Source organism: Desulfatiferula olefinivorans, from assembly GCF_054657895.1.
In genome coordinates this window covers 117,214-134,795 of record NZ_BAAHXV010000003.1, presented here as the reverse complement: position 1 = coordinate 134,795, position 17,582 = coordinate 117,214, and the positions used below count along the sequence as shown (strand labels likewise).

The 17,582-nt window shown below is 55.6% G+C and carries 15 protein-coding genes; 5 read left to right on the top strand and 10 right to left on the bottom strand.

All coding sequences use genetic code 11. The features are described from left to right. Positions 1–77 precede the first annotated feature (77 nt). Positions 78–608 (top strand): O-acetyl-ADP-ribose deacetylase, encoded by a 531-nt coding sequence (locus tag ACYQ11_RS03750; RefSeq protein WP_459922406.1) that lies wholly within the window; start codon positions 78–80, stop codon positions 606–608. Here the strand turns inward: ACYQ11_RS03750 and pyk are convergent. From pyk to rsmG, 6 genes are all read right to left on the bottom strand, one after another. Beyond that, a complete protein-coding gene (gene pyk / locus ACYQ11_RS03745; protein WP_459922405.1) occupies positions 595–2,019 on the bottom strand; it encodes a pyruvate kinase in 1,425 nt (474 codons plus the stop codon). The genes ACYQ11_RS03750 and pyk overlap by 14 nt on opposite strands. Continuing rightward, a complete protein-coding gene (gene holA / locus ACYQ11_RS03740) occupies positions 2,006–3,475 on the bottom strand; it encodes a DNA polymerase III subunit delta (RefSeq protein WP_459922404.1) in 1,470 nt (489 codons plus the stop codon). The genes pyk and holA overlap by 14 nt, the downstream gene beginning before the upstream one ends. Positions 3,476–3,535: 60 nt before the next feature. Next, positions 3,536–4,300: a prolipoprotein diacylglyceryl transferase gene (gene lgt / locus ACYQ11_RS03735; RefSeq protein ID WP_459922403.1), complete on the bottom strand. Its 765-nt coding sequence runs from the start codon at positions 4,298–4,300 to the stop codon at positions 3,536–3,538. Between the two features lie 45 nt (positions 4,301–4,345). Then, positions 4,346–4,849: a signal peptidase II gene (lspA, locus tag ACYQ11_RS03730; RefSeq protein WP_459922402.1), complete on the bottom strand. Its 504-nt coding sequence runs from the start codon at positions 4,847–4,849 to the stop codon at positions 4,346–4,348. Then, positions 4,846–7,644 carry an isoleucine--tRNA ligase gene (gene ileS / locus ACYQ11_RS03725; RefSeq protein WP_459922401.1) on the bottom strand — a complete coding sequence of 933 codons (2,799 nt, stop codon included), beginning with the start codon at positions 7,642–7,644 and terminating at the stop codon, positions 4,846–4,848. Before ileS ends, lspA begins: the two co-directional genes overlap by 4 nt. 94 nt (positions 7,645–7,738) lie before the next feature. After that, positions 7,739–8,473, bottom strand: a complete 735-nt coding sequence (rsmG, locus tag ACYQ11_RS03720; RefSeq protein WP_459922400.1) for a 16S rRNA (guanine(527)-N(7))-methyltransferase RsmG — start codon at positions 8,471–8,473, stop codon at positions 7,739–7,741. Positions 8,474–8,604: 131 nt separating this feature from the next. Here rsmG and ACYQ11_RS03715 point away from each other — a divergent pair, with 131 nt between their 5' ends. Then, positions 8,605–9,036: an NUDIX domain-containing protein gene (locus ACYQ11_RS03715; RefSeq protein ID WP_459922399.1), complete on the top strand. Its 432-nt coding sequence runs from the start codon at positions 8,605–8,607 to the stop codon at positions 9,034–9,036. Between the two features lie 26 nt (positions 9,037–9,062). Here ACYQ11_RS03715 and ACYQ11_RS03710 read toward each other — a convergent pair whose 3' ends face one another. Further along, on the bottom strand, positions 9,063–9,821 hold the full coding sequence (locus ACYQ11_RS03710) for a hypothetical protein (protein WP_459922398.1): 759 nt from the start codon (positions 9,819–9,821) through the stop codon (positions 9,063–9,065). 351 nt (positions 9,822–10,172) lie between these two features. Between ACYQ11_RS03710 and ACYQ11_RS03705 the strand changes: the two genes are divergently transcribed. Further along, positions 10,173–11,618 carry a 30S ribosomal protein S1 gene (locus ACYQ11_RS03705; RefSeq protein ID WP_459922397.1) on the top strand — a complete coding sequence of 482 codons (1,446 nt, stop codon included), beginning with the start codon at positions 10,173–10,175 and terminating at the stop codon, positions 11,616–11,618. Between the two features lie 13 nt (positions 11,619–11,631). Continuing rightward, the gene (locus ACYQ11_RS03700; protein WP_459922509.1) at positions 11,632–12,162 is read left to right on the top strand and encodes a nitroreductase family protein; all 531 of its coding nucleotides are present in this window, start codon (positions 11,632–11,634) and stop codon (positions 12,160–12,162) included. Between the two features lie 93 nt (positions 12,163–12,255). Here the strand turns inward: ACYQ11_RS03700 and ACYQ11_RS03695 are convergent, their stop codons facing one another. Together ACYQ11_RS03695 and ACYQ11_RS03690 are read right to left on the bottom strand one after the other, a co-directional pair. Beyond that, positions 12,256–12,822: an SCP2 sterol-binding domain-containing protein gene (locus tag ACYQ11_RS03695; RefSeq protein ID WP_459922396.1), complete on the bottom strand. Its 567-nt coding sequence runs from the start codon at positions 12,820–12,822 to the stop codon at positions 12,256–12,258. Between the two features lie 160 nt (positions 12,823–12,982). Then, positions 12,983–15,727, bottom strand: coding sequence for a hybrid sensor histidine kinase/response regulator (locus ACYQ11_RS03690; RefSeq protein ID WP_459922395.1), 2,745 nt, complete (start codon positions 15,725–15,727; stop codon positions 12,983–12,985). A 516-nt stretch (positions 15,728–16,243) separates the two neighbouring features. Between ACYQ11_RS03690 and ACYQ11_RS03685 the strand changes: the two genes are divergently transcribed. Further along, positions 16,244–16,732 carry a Crp/Fnr family transcriptional regulator gene (locus ACYQ11_RS03685; protein ID WP_459922394.1) on the top strand — a complete coding sequence of 163 codons (489 nt, stop codon included), beginning with the start codon at positions 16,244–16,246 and terminating at the stop codon, positions 16,730–16,732. 51 nt (positions 16,733–16,783) lie between these two features. Here the strand turns inward: ACYQ11_RS03685 and ACYQ11_RS03680 are convergent, their stop codons facing one another. After that, complete coding sequence (locus ACYQ11_RS03680) at positions 16,784–17,539, bottom strand: TerB family tellurite resistance protein (RefSeq protein WP_459922393.1); 756 nt, start codon at positions 17,537–17,539, stop codon at positions 16,784–16,786. Between the last annotated feature and the right edge of the window lie 43 nt (positions 17,540–17,582).

Sequence of the window (17,582 nt, the reverse complement as noted above, 5' to 3'; positions counted from 1 at the left end):
CACGCTTCGCGTTGCCCATCCTACGACCCACCCGTTGACATAACGATGGTTTTTTATTTCCGACAGGAGGTTCCCCCATGAACGATTTCCGATCACGCATCACATGCCTGAAAGGCGACATCACCCGGATGGACACCGACGCCATCGTGAACGCGGCCAATTCAAGCCTCTTGGGAGGAGGCGGCGTGGACGGGGCCATCCACCGGGCCGCCGGGCCCGGACTTCTGGCCGAATGCCGGGCCCTTGGGGGCTGCCCCACCGGTGAAGCGAAACTGACCAGAGGCTACAATCTCAAAGCCCCTTACGTGATCCATACGGTGGGGCCGATCTACCGCGGCAGCCCCGATGATCCGGTGCTTTTAAAGAAATGCTACACCAACAGCCTGGCCCTGGCCGTGAGCCGCGGCATCCGAAGCATCGCCTTCCCGGCCGTCAGCTGCGGGGTCTACGGCTACCCCGTTGCCGACGCGGCCGAAATCGCCGTCGGCACCTGCATGGATTTCCTTAAAAAACACCCGGAGCTTGAAACCATCATCTTCGTTCTTTTTTCTGATGAATTTCTGGACATCTACCGGGACATCCTAAAGCGAACAATTATAGCCGTTTGACCTTCATCATGTTGGTGGTGCCTTCGACCCAGACCGGATGGCCGCCGGTGATGACGATCAGGTCTCCTTTTTTGACCTTGCCCGTTTCCAGGGCGGATTCGGCGACCTTTTCGATCATCTCGTCGGTGCTTTTCGGGACGGTGACCAGCCCGGATTCACAGCCCCAATAAAGCGAAAGGCGGCGAAGGGACCGCGGGTCCGGGGACAGGGCCACCAGTTTGGCCTGGGGCCGGAACCGAGAAATCTGCTTGGCCGTGAATCCGGATTTGGTGGAGGCCACAATGGCCGAGGCATTCAGGTGTTCGGCCAGAACACATGAGGCATAGGCCACGGACCGTGCGATATTCGGTTCATGGGTGGCCAGGGTCAGGTAGCGGTCATGGGGATAATCCTTTTCCGCGTTGAGGGCGATCCGGGACATGTATTCCACGGCGAAAAGGGGATAGGACCCGCTGGCTGTCTCTTCGGACAGCATCACGGCATCGGCGCCGTCGAGCACGGCATTGGCCACATCGTTGGCTTCAGCCCGGGTGGGACGGGGAGAATCGACCATGGACCGCAGCATCTGTGTGGCCACGATCACCGGTTTGCCCCGTTCATTGGCCCGCCGGACCAGCATTTTCTGGAGTTCGGGAACCTTTTCCAGGGGAATTTCAACCCCCAGATCCCCCCGGGCCACCATCACGGCGTCGGTTTCATTCAAAATGCCTTCGATGTTGTCAATGGCCTCGTGTTTTTCGATTTTGGCCACCACGGGGATATCCTTGCCGGCCTGGGCGATAATCTCTTTGAGTTCACGCACATCCTCGGGGGTGCGGACAAAGGAAAGGGCAATGTAGTCCACGTCGTGGGCGATGCCGAAGGCCAGGTCCTCACGGTCCTTGTCGGTCAGCGACGGCGCCTTGATGGTGCCGCTGGGCAGGTTGATGCCCTTGTTGGACGTCAGGGTGCCGCCGATGATCACGTCACAGTGGATGTCGCCTCCCCGAATGTCACGGACGATCAGCTCCATCATCCCGTCGGCCAGCAGGATGATGTCGGAGACCTTGACTTCCGACGGCAGAGGCTTGTAGGACACCGACACCCGGTTGCCCCCGCCCATGATCTCGTCACTGGTCAGGATCAGGCTTTCCCCCGGGCGAAGACTGATACCGGGGTCCGTGATCCGGCCCACGCGGATTTTCGGGCCGCAAAGATCCTGCAAAATGGCGATGGATCGTCTCATCTGCTCCGACACGGCCCGGATGGTCCGGATTTTGTCCAGATGCTCGTCGTGCCGCCCGTGGGAAAAATTCAACCGGGCCACGTTCATCCCTTTTTCGATCAGGCTCCGGATCATGTCCGGACTGTCGCAGGCCGGACCGATGGTACAGACGATTTTCGTTTTCGAGCTTGTTTTATCGTGCGTCATGTGCAGTCTCCATGGGCCTGACGATCCGGATCAGCAGGTCGTCAAGAACCAGTTTGGGGTTTTCACCGGTGCTTTTAAGCCGGATATCGGCACGGCAGGCGGCCTCATAGGCCGTGATCAGTTCATCGTACCGGTATCGCTCGGCATTGACAAGCAGAAGATAAACGGGATAAGGGCTGTTGGGGTTTTTCGCCAGGATCAGATCCGTTTCGGCCTTGATCTTCTTTTCTTTTTTACCGTCGGCCGGGGGGTCGGAAAGAGCGGTTTCCCGGGCCAGGACACGTTCCTGCACCGTCCGGTCGTGATCCTTGATCAGAGGCATGATCCGGGTTTTGAACCGGTTAAAATCCATGTTCCCCTGAAAGGTTCCCCGGGGCAGGCCCATGATAAAGATTTTGGCAAGAATCAGACGCCGGAGCTGATTGACGATGACGGCCATAATCTGGAGGGGGAACACCGCGTTGGCCAGAAGCGTCCCCGTGAAGAACAGGGCATTGTCCAGATTCCTTTCGGCCAGGGCCCCGGACAGTTCGTAAATCGGGTCCTGCTTGGAGCGCTGAAGCAGGGCCTGTGCGTCGGCCAGGGTAATGGCGGGCCGATCCCCGCTGAAGATGATCAGCTTTTCCAGGTTTCCGACGAAGGCCCTCAGATCGAAGCCGGTCATGTCGCACAGATAACGGTAGGCATCCGGATCCATGCGTTTGCCGCTCGGCGTGAGCAGGCGGGCCATGTTTTCCCGAAGAACCCCTTCCTGGACATCCTTGTCGGCCTTGCGATCCCCCTTGGGTACGGAACAGTCGATAATCACGCCCGCCTCTTTGACGGCGAGGTACAGGGCCTTGCGTTTGTCGGTGACCTCGGTGGTGATCAGAAGGTGGTGGTTTTTGGGAAACCCTTTTTCAATCGCATCCTTGAGAAGCTTGGCAGGATCACCCGACGCCTTGACCGAAGGCGGGTTTTCGGAAAGATAGTTCAGCGCCTCGAACAGAAAGGCGCCGTCATCGGCCACGGTCTCGTCATACTTGAACGCAGCCCGACCCGATTCCGTCCGGGCTTCCTCGGCGGTCACGCCGGAAAGGCCCAGAAGCGACGAAAGCAGCCGAACCGCTTTTTTGCGGTCTCCGGCATCCCAGGCGCCCTTGCACTTTTTCAGCAGACTGCCCAGATCCTGCCTGGAGTGAAAAATCTTGGAATCGATGAGGGAGACGACCTTGGCCCCGGGCATCATGGAAAAGGTGTTCAGCCTCTCGATCACATCGGCCATGCTTTCCGTATCCTCGTCCACGGGTTCATAGGCGAAGCTTCGCCGGGACGCCGGAACCAGCGTGTCGAGCAGAGCGTCCGCCGCCGATCGGGTCAGATACTCATCCCCGTGGACCAGATACACCGGGGCGGCACCGCCTGTGGAGAGGCCTGACAGATAGGATTCAAGATTTTTGTAATTCAACTCGGCCATAACGGTTCACAATCGCGTGCGCGTCAATCCGATGCCGGAACAGGACGATGGCGCCGACGGTCAGGTCCTTCGCCGATAAAGGTACGTGAGCATGACAAGGGCCGCGATGCCCATAACCAGGGCCACGCCCTGGGACACGGACAGCACGCCGAAAATCTCGGCTCCCCTGAAGTCGCCCCGGAAGGTTTCAAGGATGGACCGCGCCAGGGCATAGATGATCACATAGGTCCAGAACACCTGTCCGTCAAAGCGTTTGAACCGTTTGTAATTCAGAATAAACAGAAAGATCAAAAGGTTGCTGAAAGACGAATAGAGCTGGGTCGGGTGCAGGGGCACATGGAGGGGCGCCAGGGATTCGGGATGGCTGAAGGTCACCGACCAGGGCAGGTCACAGGATCTTCCGTGACAGCATCCGGCGGAAAAGCAGCCCAGGCGTCCGAGAAAATGGCCGAAGGGAATAGCCGGCGTGATGATGTCGATGGTCTTCCAGTAGTTGAGTTTCGTGACGCGGATGTAAACCAGAGAGACAATGAGGGCGCCGATAAAGCCGCCGTAAAACACAAGGCCTCCCTCCCAGACCTTGATCACATCGGTCAGTCGGCCGGGGTAGTACTGGTCCCAGTAAACAATCACATAAAAGACCCGGGCACCCACGATGCCGGACACCAGAATCCAGAAGATAAAGTCCGTTATTTTTTCCGGGTCTTCTCCTGCAAGACGGGCCTCCCTCTTGGAGATAATGATGGCGGCGAGGAAGCCCAGGGCGATGAAAAAACCGTAGGTATGGATCACAAGGTGCTTGAATTCGAACAGAACAGGATGCATGGAATCGTCTTCCTTATTGCGCGCCGGATAAACCGCCGCCGTCTATCAGGACAAGGGGTTGCCGCCTTCGGGCATTTTGCCGGACACCATGTGATAAACAAACACACCCACACCGATGCAGATGGCGCTGTCCGCCACATTGAAGGCCGGCCAGTGGTACGAACCGGCATAGACATCGAGAAAATCAACCACTTTCCCCATGCGGATCCGGTCGATCAGGTTCCCCACGGCCCCGCCCAGAATCAGGGCCAGGGCGCTCGCCAGCATGGGATGCGTCGGAGGCACGTCCCGGTACAGGTAAAAGATAAACCCCACCGCCACCAGGGAAAACACAAGAAACAGCATGATGCGGACCCACTGACTGTGGCCGGCGAACAGTCCGAAGGCTCCGCCCGGATTCAGCACATAGGTCAGGTTGAAGCATCCGGGAATGACGGGAATGCTCTCACCGTATGCAAGAAACCGCACGATGACGATCTTGCTGATCTGATCGAGAAGAACGGTCAGCCCGGAAACGCTCATCAGTCTGATCCATTTTTCCCGGGTCATGAGAAACCGATCTCTTCCAATGCCGCACAACAGCGGGCGCAGGCATTTTCAAAGCGAGGATCCTTGCCGGTCGTTGCATCGTAATTCCAGCAGCGCTCACATTTCTCTCCGGGGGCCTTGCCGATGCCGATCCGCAGCCCGTCGATCTCCTCGCTCACGTAATCCGTGTCCGCCCCGTCATCGGCCAGGACTGCCCGGGACACGATGAAAAGCTCCTTGAGGATATCGGCATAGGATTCAAGAACATTCCGGCACTCGCCCGAGGCAAAAAGGGTCACCGACGCGTCCAGCGGGTGGCCGATGAGTTTCTTGATCCGGGCCGTTTCAAGGGCCTTGGTCACCTCTCCGCGCACATCGAGGATCATGTCCCAGCGCCCGGCCAGGGTTTCGTTTTTCCACTGGGGCACCGCCGCCGCCTGGTCGGCCAGATGAATGGACGCCTCCTTGCCGGGCCAGACCGGCATGTGCTGCCAGACCTCGTCGGCCGTGAACGGCAGAACGGGTGCCATCAGTTTCGAAAGGGAACGGGTCAGGATCTCCATCACCGTCTGGATGGCCCGGCGTTTGCGGGCATTTTTCGGAAGCACGTACAGGGGATCCTTGGCGATATCCAGATAAAAGGACGACAGATCGATGGAGCAGAAATTATAAAGGGCGTGGTAAATCACATGAAACTCATAGGTTTCGTATGATTTGAGGGCCTTTTCGATCAGAACGCCGAGCTTGTGGAGGGTGTATTTGTCCACATCGGAAAGATCGTCGTACGCCACGGCGTCGGTCACGGGATCGAAATCGTTCAGGTTGCTCAGCATGTATCGGCAGGTGTTCCGGATGCGCCGGTAGGCGTCGCTCAGCTGTTTGAGGATATTGTCCGAAATCCGCACGTCGTCGCGGTAATCGGACGAGGCCACCCAAAGCCGCAGAATTTCGGCGCCGTACTGATCGATGACCTTCTTGGGCGCAATGACATTGCCTTCGGATTTGGACATCTTGTGGCCCTTGGAATCCACCACGAATCCGTGGGTCAGCACCGCCTTGTACGGGGCTTTTCCCGTTTTGCCCACCGATGTGAGCAGACTGCTGTGGAACCAGCCCCGATGCTGGTCGCTGCCTTCAAGATACAGATCCGCCGGCCGGGAAAGGCCTTCCCGCTCGGTCAGCACCGCCGCGTGGGTGACCCCGGAATCGAACCAGACATCCAGAATATTGCTGTCTTTCTTGAACGCCGTCTTGCCGCAGGAGGCGCAGACCGCATCATCGGGCAGAAGGTCCCCGGCCGACCAGTCAAACCAGATATCGGCGCCGTGCTGTTTGAAAAGCTGATAGATTTTTTCCACCGAGGCGTCGGTCACATGAACCTCACCGCAGGATTCGCAGTAGAACACGGGAATGGGCACACCCCATGACCGCTGGCGGGACACGCACCAGTCCGGCCGGTTTTCGATCATGCCGTAGATGCGCTCGCGGCCCCAGGCGGGAATCCAGGACACCGAATCGATTTCCGTCAGGGCTTTCTGCCGGAGACCGGTCTTGTCCATGGAAATGAACCATTGGGGCGTGGCCCGGAAGATCACGGGTTTTTTGCAGCGCCAGCAATGGGGATAGGAATGCTTCATGTCCTCCTGCTTGATCAACGCGCCGTTTTCAGCCATCAGGGCGATGATGGCGGCGTTGGCCTTCATGATGAACTGACCGCCGAACAGAGGCAGGTCCTCCGCGTAGCACCCTCCGTCTCCCACCGGAGAATAGGGTTCGAGCCCGTAGCGCAGACCGGTGATATAGTCGTCTGCACCATGGCCCGGAGCGGTATGCACGCAGCCGGTCCCCGATTCGGTGGTGACGTGATCCCCCAGGACGATCAGGGAGTCCCGGTCATAGAAAGGATGACGGCAATGCTTGTTTTCCAGACGCGGCGCCGGAATGTCGGCAAGGAGGGTATAATCGGCAAACCCGAATTCGTTCATCACCTGCTCGACCATCTCCCTGGCCACGATCAGAACCTCGCCGCCGACCTCGACGGCCGCATAGACAAAATCAGGATTCAGACAAACGCCCAGGTTGGCCGGGATGGTCCAGGGCGTGGTGGTCCAGATGACCACCGCCACGGATTTTCCGGAAAGCGCCGGATCGATCAGCGCCGGATCCTCCTTGAAGGGAAATTTCACATAAATGGACGAGGAGGTGTGGTCCTTGTATTCGATTTCCGCCTCGGCCAGGGCCGTCTGGCAGCTGCAGCACCAGTGAATGGGTTTCTTGCCGATATACATGTCCCCATTAACGGCGAACTCTCCGCACTCCTTGGCAATGCGGGCCTCGAAGGCGTAATCCATAGTCAGATAGGGATTGTCCCACTCGCCGATAACGCCGAAGCGTTTGAACTCCTCCCGCTGGATATCGACAAAAGAGGCGGCGTACTCCCGGCACTTCTGCCGGATCTGGGCCTGGGTCAGGTCCTTCTTTTTCGAGCCCAGGGCCTTGTCCACATTATGCTCGATGGGCAGGCCGTGACAGTCCCAGCCGGGCACATAAGGCACGTCAAATCCCGCCATCTGGCGCGAACGGATAATGATATCCTTGAGAATCTTGTTCAGGGCGTGACCGATATGGAGGTTGCCGTTGGCATAGGGCGGGCCGTCATGCAGAATGAAGGGGGTGCGCCCCTTGGACGCGGCCCTGATTTTTTCATAAAGTCTGCTCTCTTCCCAGGCTTTGAGCTGTTGGGGTTCACGGGTGGGAAGATTGGCCTTCATTGCAAAGTCGGTTGCAGGAAGGTTGAGCGTCTGTTTGTAATCCATGGAGCCTCCAGATAATACGGATTAGTGTTGTTCTCGGCCATTGAAACTCACAAATTTAGCCAGATGAATGATCCATGTCAACGATATTATATGATTATTTTTTCAGACCGATAACCAGAAAAGCCCGCCGGGACGCGATGAAGGGCAGCGTGTACAGAGTCCGCGTCAGATCGAGATCGCGGGCGGTAACGGCTGATCCGTCGGCAAGGGTTCCGGCGACAGCGTCGAACAGGCGTTCCTCCTGATCGATATCCTTCCCCTTCATCGCGATGATCCGGCCGTCCGGCCTGAGAAAGGGCAGCGCCATGGGCACAAAGACGTCAAGGCCGGAGAAGGCCCGGCTGATCACCACATCGAAGGCGCCCCGAAAGGTCGGATCGCAGGCCAGGTCTTCTCCGCGGCCGTGATGGGCTTCGATTCCTTTCAACGACCGGGTCCGGATCACGTGCTTGAGAAAGCTGACCTTTTTCCGGGAGGCGTCGACCAGGGTCACGCTCAGGGAGGGGCAGAGAATTTTAAGGGGCAGGCCCGGAAAGCCGCCGCCGGAGCCCAGGTCGAGCACGGACGAGGACGGGGGGATGATGGAAAGGGCCGCCGCCGAATCGATCATGTGCTTGACCGCCACCTCATAGGGGTCGGTGATGGCCGTCAGGTTGGTTTTTTTATTCCAAAACAGCATCTCTGCGGCATGAAAGGCCAGTTGCTCGAGCATGACGGGGGTTGGCCGGACCGAAAAAAACGCCAGGCCCTTTTGGAGGGTTTCCATCCAGGCAGCGGATCGAACCGCCATGGGTTTCTGTTTTTTTTGAACGGGCGCATCATGTGTCATCAGCCGTCTTCCCGAATGTTTCCCTAATAAATCTATTGACATGCACGCCATTCTCGTCACACAATGACGCGCGAATACTGTCGTCGCCCAGCATCATCACAAAACAGACATGTCACACAAGGACGAAAATCATGGCTGAAAAAACCCATCGCAACCCGCTTGTCACCGTGGACATCATCATCGAAACCGATCAGGGCATCGTCCTCATCGAACGCAAAAACCCGCCCCACGGCTGGGCCATCCCCGGAGGGTTCGTGGACTACGGTGAGTCCCTGGAATCAGCCGCCGTTCGGGAGGCTAGAGAAGAAACTTCCCTGGACGTCGACCTGACCGAACAATTCCATACCTACTCCGACCCCGGGCGGGACCCCAGGCATCACACAGTCTCAACGGTGTTCCTCGCACGGGGAAAAGGCGTCCTCACGGCCGCCGACGACGCAAAAGCCGCGGGGCTGTTCACCCGAAACTCCCTGCCCTCCCCGTTGGTCTTTGATCATGCACGCATAATAAACGATTATTTCAAATACCGGGAAGGGTTTCCGAAGCACATCATCTTTCCGTGAATTGACTTTTTTAGGGGCCGTCCGTCTTATTTCATCATGAAATTTCGAGGGATAAAGGGGAGTTTCTTATGTTCCTCCTCCACCTGCGGGGCCTCTATCCGGCCCTGGGTTTCGGCCTGGGTCAGCACCTTGCCCTGTTCGTCGAGGACCATGTTGTTTTCAAGAATGATCAGGCCTGATCGTTCCATGACACGGTTCCTGAACTCCCAGCGTCGTTCGATTTCAAGCTTGTGAAGCCGGAATTTCCAAAACAGCCACAATAGTAGAAAAATCAGAGCCCCGGCCACGATGACGGCGAGCATGATGAAAATGTAAAAGGCCGTTCGTTCACCCACATGACCGACGACCTTCAAAATGGCATCGAGCTTGTACAGAACCACCGACCCCAGACCGATGGAAAACAGACCGGCCAGAACAGGCATCCGGTTGAGAAAGCGGAGCACGTTACGGGTGGTGAGGCGCAGGGACTTATCGCCGTCGTCGGAGGCATCGGCATCGGATGTCTCACCGGTGTAATCGTTGCCGAAGATGTAATAATTGAACCCGATGATCACCAGACCGATCAGAAACACCAGAACAATGGGGGTGATAAACGAGACGAAAAAATACTGTTTCCAGGGGAAGACGCCCTTGTCCGGACCGATGGACCCGATGAAATGGGCCACGAAAATGACAAATTCGATACCCAGGACCAGAATGAACAGGGTATCGAAATAATCTTTGATCTCGGTTTTTTCGAGCATCGAAGCGATGCCGATCCGACCTTTTTCTCTGTTTTCCTTCATGGTCTTTCCTTATTCATAAAGCCTTTCATATCAAAGGCTTAAAACGATCAGAGCCGCATTTTCACCGTGTCATTCAACGATTCGGGCATTATAGTATGTTCATCGAACAAGATACAATCGTTATTTCAAAGAAAAAACGTTTATTACACGAGTTCGGTCGCATCTGTCAAACAATTGGTTGTGGCCCCGGAAAACTTTCCTTGCAATCGATGACGGCTGCTGGTAATGGGATACGTGAAATGCGCGGGCGCTGGTTGCGCCCCGTTTCACCCGAGGACCTCGAAAACATGTCACAGCCACCCCGATCAAACCCATTAAAACGGCCCGATGCAACAGGCCCGGAGTCAAATCATGTCTGAAAACGATGAAAAAATGGAACAGCCCGAAGAAAGCTTTGCCGACCTTTTCGAACAGTACAGCGCCGGAATGAATCAGGAAATCAATCAGGGCGACCGTATCGAAGGGAAAATCATCTCCATCGGTTCAAGCACCGTTTATGTGGATACCGGGACAAAAAGCGACGGCGTGGTGGACAAGATCGAACTGTGTGATGAAAACGGAGAGTGTCCTTACACGGTCGGCGATAAAATCGAACTCTATGTGGTGTCGGTGACCGAAAGCGAAGTGATTCTCTCCCGGGCCCTGTCCGGTTCCGGAGACGATCTGGTACTCCGCGACGCCTGGAAGAGCCGCACCCCGGTGGAAGGCAAGGTCAAAGAGGTGATCAAGGGCGGTTTCCATATCGACATTTCCGGCAAGAGGGCGTTCTGCCCCATCAGTCAGATCGATGTGAGTTTCGTCGAAAACCCGGAAACCTATGTCGGTGAATCACTGGCCTTCTTTATCACCCGATACGAGGAAAAGGGACGAAATATCGTTGTGTCCCGTCGGGAACTTCTGCAGATCGAAATCGATAAAAAGAAAAAAGAGTTCTTCAAACACGTCAAAGCCGGAGACGTGGTCGATGCCCGCATCACCAAACTCATGCCCTACGGCGCATTCGCCGAACTGATTCCGGGGGTCGAAGGCATGATTCACATTTCCGAGCTGGCCTGGTCCCGGGTGGAAAAACCCGAAGAGGCAGTCAATCCGGGTGATCAGGTCAAGGTCAGGATACTGTCCGTCAAGGAGGCCGAGGGCGGCAAACATCCCAAAATCGCCCTGTCCGTCAAACAGACCTCGGGGGACCCCTGGGAACTGGCCGGAACACGGTTCCATACCGGTGATCAGGTCACGGGCAAGGTGATGCGTTTCGCCCCCTTCGGCGCCTTCGTCGAAATTGCCCCGGGCACGGAAGGTCTGGTCCACCTCAGTGAAATGAGTTACACCAAGCGCATCCTCCGCCCCGAAGACGCCCTGTCGCTGGGCGATATGGTCCAGGTGGTCATCAAGGATGTCGATACGGAGAAAAAACGAATCTCTCTGTCCATCAAGGACGCCCAGGGCGATCCCTGGGCGGGGGTGACCCTCAAATACCCCCTGGGCAAGCCCCTGACGGGAACGGTGGACAAAAAAGAAGCCTTCGGACTGTTTGTGGTGCTTGAACCGGGCGTCACCGGTCTGCTTCCCAAGTCAAAAATCAGCCAGTCCGGCGAAGCGTCGGACATCGACAAGCTCAAAACCGGTGATTCGATCCGGGTCTGCGTGGAAAGCATCGACGAGGATAAACGACGGATCAGCCTGACCCTCGTTTCCACGGAGTCCCAGGAAGACTGGAAAAGCTTCATGCCCTCCGAATCGGAAAAACTCGGGACCATGGGCGAGCTTCTCAAAAACGCGATGAAAAAAAAGGAGTAACGCCGCCGTGTTCATGTCTCTGATTCGCAATCGACGAAGCGTCCGATCCTTCCGGGACAAACCCGTGGAAGAGGAAAAAACGGCCCTGATCATCGAAGCGGCCTTGCGCAGCCCCTCGTCCCGGAGCCTCAACCCCTGGGAATTTATCGTGATCAGAGACAAACGCATGCTCTCCCATCTGTCCTCATGCAAGCCCCACGGAGCCGCCTTCCTCAAAAAGGCCCCCCTGGGGATCGCGGTGCTGGCCGACCCGGACCGTTGCGATGTCTGGGTGGAAGACGCATCCATCGCGGCCACCTACATTCAGCTGGCCGCAGAATCGTTGGGACTGAAAAGCTGCTGGATTCAGATCAGGAAACGGGGATTTGACCCGGAAAGAACCGCCCGGGCCCGCGTGGCCGAGCTGCTGGGCATTCCGGCCAATCTGGAGGTCGAAGCCCTCATCGCCGTCGGTTACCCCGACGAACACCTTGAGGGCCATCCATACGAAAGCCTTTCCTTGAGCAAAGTTCATGATGAAACATACGGTAACCCCTTCAAATAACTGACCAGGTCTTCCAAATATAAGCCGGAACGATCGATGATCGAACGCTCCGGCTTTTTTGTTGACACGGTCTTTCTTTGGAAACAGACTGAATCAGGTAAAAATCGGCTGGGTGGCCATGGCGAAAGCCATGTCGCCTTCGATCTGCATGGCGCCGCTCATGAACAGATTCACGGGATGGGCCTGTTTGGTTGCGATTTTCGCCGAATCCTCGGTTTTCATCTTGAAGGTGCAGTTGGGGCTGTCAGCGCCGTTGCAAACGGTTTTGATCGTGAAGGAACTGCCGTCGGCATTTTTCAGTTCGGCGTTGAAGCTGCCTTTGAGGGATTTGAGCGCATTGTATTTCACTTTGCTCAGGTCCTGCTGGATACCGAGCAGCATGTCCAGGTTGTTCGTGGCGATCATCTTTTCAAGATCGGCTTTGGAGAGGGCGATTTTGACCATGGGGTTGTCAATGGCTTCGGTCTTGACCGTGAAATCCTTGCCGTCTTTGACGATATAGCTGTAGGTGCCCTGCCCGTCTACATCGACCACCAGTGTAAATTCCGTACCCGCCAGTTCATCAAGCTTGCCGCCTTTGGCGATGCCTTCCTTGGCAAGTCGGGGGCTGAGATCGGTCAAAAGGTCGTTGATGCTGATGTCTGTTGGTATGCTCTGCATGTTTACATCTCCTTTAATGTGTTCAAGAAATTTCAATTTTTCAGGACTAGACTGACATGTCAGTTTTAATAAACATCATGAACGTGCCTTTGTCAACGTTTTTTCTTGGCTGAAAGCAATTATTTCTGCGGCCGTCTAAAAATAAAGGGCGGGAAGCCTATCAGCCCTCTGAAAACAATCGGGACTGGGAGGCGTCGAATTCCCGGAACGCGGCGTCCACCTCGACGATGGCCTCAAAAAGGCGGTCTTGTTCACCCTGCCCGGACAGGCCTTCGATACGCCGGGCCGCCTGTTCAAGCCGAAAAGCGGAAATATTGGCTGCCGAGCCCTTGATCGAATGGGCTTCGGCCAGCACGCCCTCACCATCGTTTCGTGATGCGTGGTATTTCAGCTGTTCCACATTGCTTTTCAAATAAATTGCAAACTGGGCCACAATGCTTCTGTAGGTCTCAAAATCACACCCCAGACGTTTCAAGCCGCCGGGGACATCGAGTCCGGGAAGGGCGGGACGGCTCTGATCGGCGGATGGGGCCGAAAGCGATGCGGGCGGGGTCCGATCCTGTCCCGAATGATAAAACCTTCCAAGAACGGCGAACAGGGTTTCGCGTTCAATGGGTTTGGAGACAAAATCATTCATGCCCGCATCCAGACAGCGACGGCGATCGTCATGCATCACATGGGCGGTCATGGCGATCACGGGCAGGGTATCGGAGGTCAGGGCCATATCTCCCCGAATGATCCGGGTGGCTTCGATCCCGTCCATCTCGGGCATCTGCACATCCATCAACACCACATCAAAGGTTTGATCTTTCAGTTTTTCGATGGCTTCCAAACCGTTTGACGCGCGTTCCACATGGATGCCTTCCAGGGAAAGAATTTCCACAGCCACCATCTGGTTGATCAGATTGTCTTCAACCAGAAGCACATGCATGCCGTCGAAGGCATGGGTTTTACGATAGATTCGTTCAAGCCGGGGACGTTTGACCGATTGCCCGTTCACCAGGGTCATCAGTGCGTCAAGCATGCTTGAGGACTTGACGGGATTCATCACCACCGCATCGATCCCCCGGGTCGTCAACGCATCCCTGTCCTGCCTGGTTTTCAGTGAAGCGATCAGCACGACGGCCGCCGATCCGGATGGACGGAACCCCGTTTTGATTTCCCCGATTCTCTCATAATCCTCCGGAGAGAGGACTTCTTCATCAAGCATCAGCACGTCGCACACCGCCCCATTCTCCGATGAGGCGATCAACGATTCGAGCGCGGCAACGGAGGAAACCGACCGGTGCCGGAGACCGAATCCCTCCAGCATCTGATCCACCACATGGGACAGATTCGGATTGGCGATGACGGTGATGACCCTCGTTCCATGAAGGGACTGATGTCGCGGCACATAAACCGCCTGGACATCCCGTTCACGTCCGAGAATCACATTGAACTGAAACCGGCTGCCTTCACCGGGACGACTGTCCACGGAGATGGCCCCGCCCATCAGGGTCACAATGCGATTGCAGATGGTCAGGCCAAGGCCGGTGCCGCCGTATTTTCGGGTGATTGTCCCGTCTGCCTGGGCGAAGGCATCGAACAGATTCGGGGTCTTCTCAAGATCGATGCCGATGCCGGTATCCGACACCTCGAAGCACAGCTCCACCGTGTCGTTCTCCTGACGCCCCGGGGTCAGCTTCACGCAGATTTCTCCGGTCTCGGTAAATTTCATGGCGTTGCTGATCAGGTTGAGCAGAACCTGCTGCAGACGGAGAGAATCCCCACGAACCAGGTCAGGGACGTCCGGGGCGATATCCACGATCAGCCCAACACCTTTGGTATGAACCGCCTGGATAAACATATCCGCCACCCCTTCCACATGCTCACGGATATTGAAAGGGTGGAGGTCCAGTTCCAGCCGGCCCGATTCGATTTTTGACAGATCGAGAATATCATTGATAATGCCCAGCAGGGACCGGGCCGAGGTCCGGATGATGTCCAGATACTCGTTGCGCTGTATCCGGCTGAGCCCCGAATTCATGGCCAGGTCGGACATGCCGATGATGGCGTTCATGGGCGTCCTTATTTCATGACTCATGTTGGCCAGAAACTCGCTCTTGGACCGGGCCGATGCGTCGGCAACGTCGCGGGCCCGTTCCAGGGCGCGATTGGCGTTGATCAGTTCCCGGGTTCGTTCTTCGACGCGGATTTCAAGCTCGTCCTTGATTTTACGAAGCTCCCCTTCGATTTTCTTCCGCTGGCCGATTTCGACCTTGAGATTTCTGTTCATCTCGTTTAAAAGCGCCGTTCGTTCAAGGACTCGGTTTTCAAGCTCTTCATTGATTTTATTGGTTTTTTCCTGCTCCTCCTCAAGCTGAAGAGCCATAAAGAAATTCCGCCGGTCGAAAAATTCCAGCACATAGCATGAGGTCATGCCGATCAGGTTGGCGCAAATAAAGAAAAAATTGTTGTTGATCAACACGGGCACCGGCGTTGAGGTAAATAAAACAGCGGCCATTTCATACACAAGAATCAGGGTCCAACCGGACGTGGTGGCCCAGATGAACCGGACCCGGCCGAAGGTGTATTGAAACATGAAGACCAGAATCAGCCCCGCATAGTACGAATAGGTCGCCGGCGGCGGGGTGATCACGATCATGGCGATGATGCCGCCTCCGGACACGAACACCGTGGCCATGAAGACCAGCTGCATGTATCGTCCGAAATAGCGTGTGTAGGAAAACAAAATCACAAAGATAATAAACGGAAGGACGATGCCGAAACGGATCAGAAGCAACGGTTTGAAATCATCGGGAACGAGAAGGACATCGAGCACACCGAATACGGAGTAAAACAGCCCGGCCAGAAACACGACCACACGGATTTCGAACATGTATTTGAGGTTTTTGTGGACCCCCACATGATAGGCCTTCTCAAAATGTGCCTGATCACCCTGAAATGAAAGCGTCAGCGGATGAAGATGTATTTTCTCATCTGAGAACATTCTTCCCGGCCATTTCATGATCATGCCCCTGTTTCGTCCTCTCCGGCCCGTTCCGATCCGTACATTTGTGACAATTTCAATGATTTTTGAATGTTACAAAATTTTATTTCACAGTGTCCAAGGAATATCAAGTTAAAAAGATGAGACAAACCCTCCGAGGCCTGCGGATTGTGACGATCGGCGGTCAGGTCGCGCTGAAAAAGATCCCTTTTTATTGTTTACAGTCATCGATTTTTCATTTATCACATGCAGGATGAATTGACAGGGCTCCGGGGCCGGGACCGTATCTGGCCGTCACAATGGATTGACAATCATAAGAAATGGTTATATTTTTTGGCCATGATCAACAAGCGGCAACGGCGAAGGATGAGGCGCAACGCAGACATCCAACGTTTTTAAGAAGCCGTCAACATAGATAAACACGAGGGTGCCATGATACCGTCCCGGGTGATTTCAGGCCAGAACCTGACCCAGCAAGTCACGGATTTTTTTATGAGTGTTCCGTTCTTCGAGCGGATCAATCCTGAAGAAATCAAGGTGATTGCCAAACATATCGCCATGATGGACGTCAAACGCGGCGAGGTTCTTTTCAATGAATCGGACAAGGGCAATTACATCTGCTTCATCGTCACCGGCCGCCTTGAAGTCGTGATCACCAAGGAATCAACCGGCGAAGAAGTGGTCCTGGCGACCCTGACCCGGGGACAGTCCACGGGTGAAATGGCCATCATCGAGGACATGCCCCGGTTCGCCACCATCCGGGCCATCGATGACAGCAAAATGTACATTCTATCGAAAAGCGCCTTCGAACTGATTCTGTCCAAGCATCCCCACATCGGCATCAAACTGCTCAAAGGGGTGGCTTATGTGCTCAGCCACAACCTGAGGCAGACCTCGATCAAACTGGCCGATTACATGTAACATGCTTTACCGCGCCGTCATGTTTCCGGTTCTTTACGTCCATGGGAGCCGTCAACACATCCCCCTCTCCTGACAGACCTTTTCATAGGCTTCCTGAATTTCCCTGAACTTGTCCGAGGCAAACGCAACAAATTCATCCGGCAGGCCTTTGGCGGCGATTTTGTCCGGGTGGTATTCCTGGACCAGTTTCCGGTATTGTTTCTTGACAAACTCATCGGAATCCCGTCGGTCACACCCCAGCACCGCATGGTAATCGATACCCGGTGCCATGTGCCTGGACTTGATCTTCAAATAGGATTCGGTGGGATAATGAAAGATTCGTACGGCCTTGAGCAGCAGGGTTTCCTCTTCGTCACTGAACGTCCCGTCGGCCGTGGACACCCTGACCAGAACATCCAGGATAAATTCAAGAAAACCCGGCTGGCTGTGAAATTGCTCGTAAAACTGGACGGCGAACTGCTCAAAGGTTTCATCGGAATCGACAGCCTTCCGGAATATTGTCATGGCAATCGTCCGGCTTTCTGAATTCAGGCGCAGATCTTTTTTGATAAACTGCTCAACGATCTCGTGTTCATGTTCACAGATCTTTCCATCGGCGTTCGCCATTTTCGCAAGCATGGAAAACACCGCGACAAAAAAGATCATCTGGGTCTGTTCGTTTGACGACAGTTTCGGTTTGGGCTCGGCCTTCGGCAAGTCCGGAATATCATCCAGGGTGTGCCCGAACACCGCCCCCGCAATGGCTCCCAAAGGTCCTCCCAGTGCATAGCCCAGAGCGCCCCCGATCACTTTTCCCAGCCAGCCCATGAACCGTCTCCTTTCTCCGCAGCGGATTATCCTGTGTCCCGGC

What these genes read in the sequence shown, in the direction of transcription:
- ACYQ11_RS03695 (WP_459922396.1), bottom strand. Translation starts at nt 12,822, where the DNA reads ATGCAGAGCATACCAACAGACATCAGCATCAACGACCTTTTGACCGAT.
- ileS (WP_459922401.1), bottom strand. Translation starts at nt 7,644, where the DNA reads ATGGATTACAAACAGACGCTCAACCTTCCTGCAACCGACTTTGCAATG.
- ACYQ11_RS03705 (WP_459922397.1), top strand. Translation starts at nt 10,173, where the DNA reads ATGTCTGAAAACGATGAAAAAATGGAACAGCCCGAAGAAAGCTTTGCC.
- rsmG (WP_459922400.1), bottom strand. Translation starts at nt 8,473, where the DNA reads ATGACACATGATGCGCCCGTTCAAAAAAAACAGAAACCCATGGCGGTT.
- ACYQ11_RS03715 (WP_459922399.1), top strand. Translation starts at nt 8,605, where the DNA reads ATGGCTGAAAAAACCCATCGCAACCCGCTTGTCACCGTGGACATCATC.
- ACYQ11_RS03685 (WP_459922394.1), top strand. Translation starts at nt 16,244, where the DNA reads ATGATACCGTCCCGGGTGATTTCAGGCCAGAACCTGACCCAGCAAGTC.
- holA (WP_459922404.1), bottom strand. Translation starts at nt 3,475, where the DNA reads ATGGCCGAGTTGAATTACAAAAATCTTGAATCCTATCTGTCAGGCCTC.
- ACYQ11_RS03710 (WP_459922398.1), bottom strand. Translation starts at nt 9,821, where the DNA reads ATGAAGGAAAACAGAGAAAAAGGTCGGATCGGCATCGCTTCGATGCTC.
- lspA (WP_459922402.1), bottom strand. Translation starts at nt 4,849, where the DNA reads ATGACCCGGGAAAAATGGATCAGACTGATGAGCGTTTCCGGGCTGACC.
- ACYQ11_RS03680 (WP_459922393.1), bottom strand. Translation starts at nt 17,539, where the DNA reads ATGGGCTGGCTGGGAAAAGTGATCGGGGGCGCTCTGGGCTATGCACTG.
- lgt (WP_459922403.1), bottom strand. Translation starts at nt 4,300, where the DNA reads ATGCATCCTGTTCTGTTCGAATTCAAGCACCTTGTGATCCATACCTAC.
- pyk (WP_459922405.1), bottom strand. Translation starts at nt 2,019, where the DNA reads ATGACGCACGATAAAACAAGCTCGAAAACGAAAATCGTCTGTACCATC.
- ACYQ11_RS03750 (WP_459922406.1), top strand. Translation starts at nt 78, where the DNA reads ATGAACGATTTCCGATCACGCATCACATGCCTGAAAGGCGACATCACC.
- ACYQ11_RS03700 (WP_459922509.1), top strand. Translation starts at nt 11,632, where the DNA reads ATGTCTCTGATTCGCAATCGACGAAGCGTCCGATCCTTCCGGGACAAA.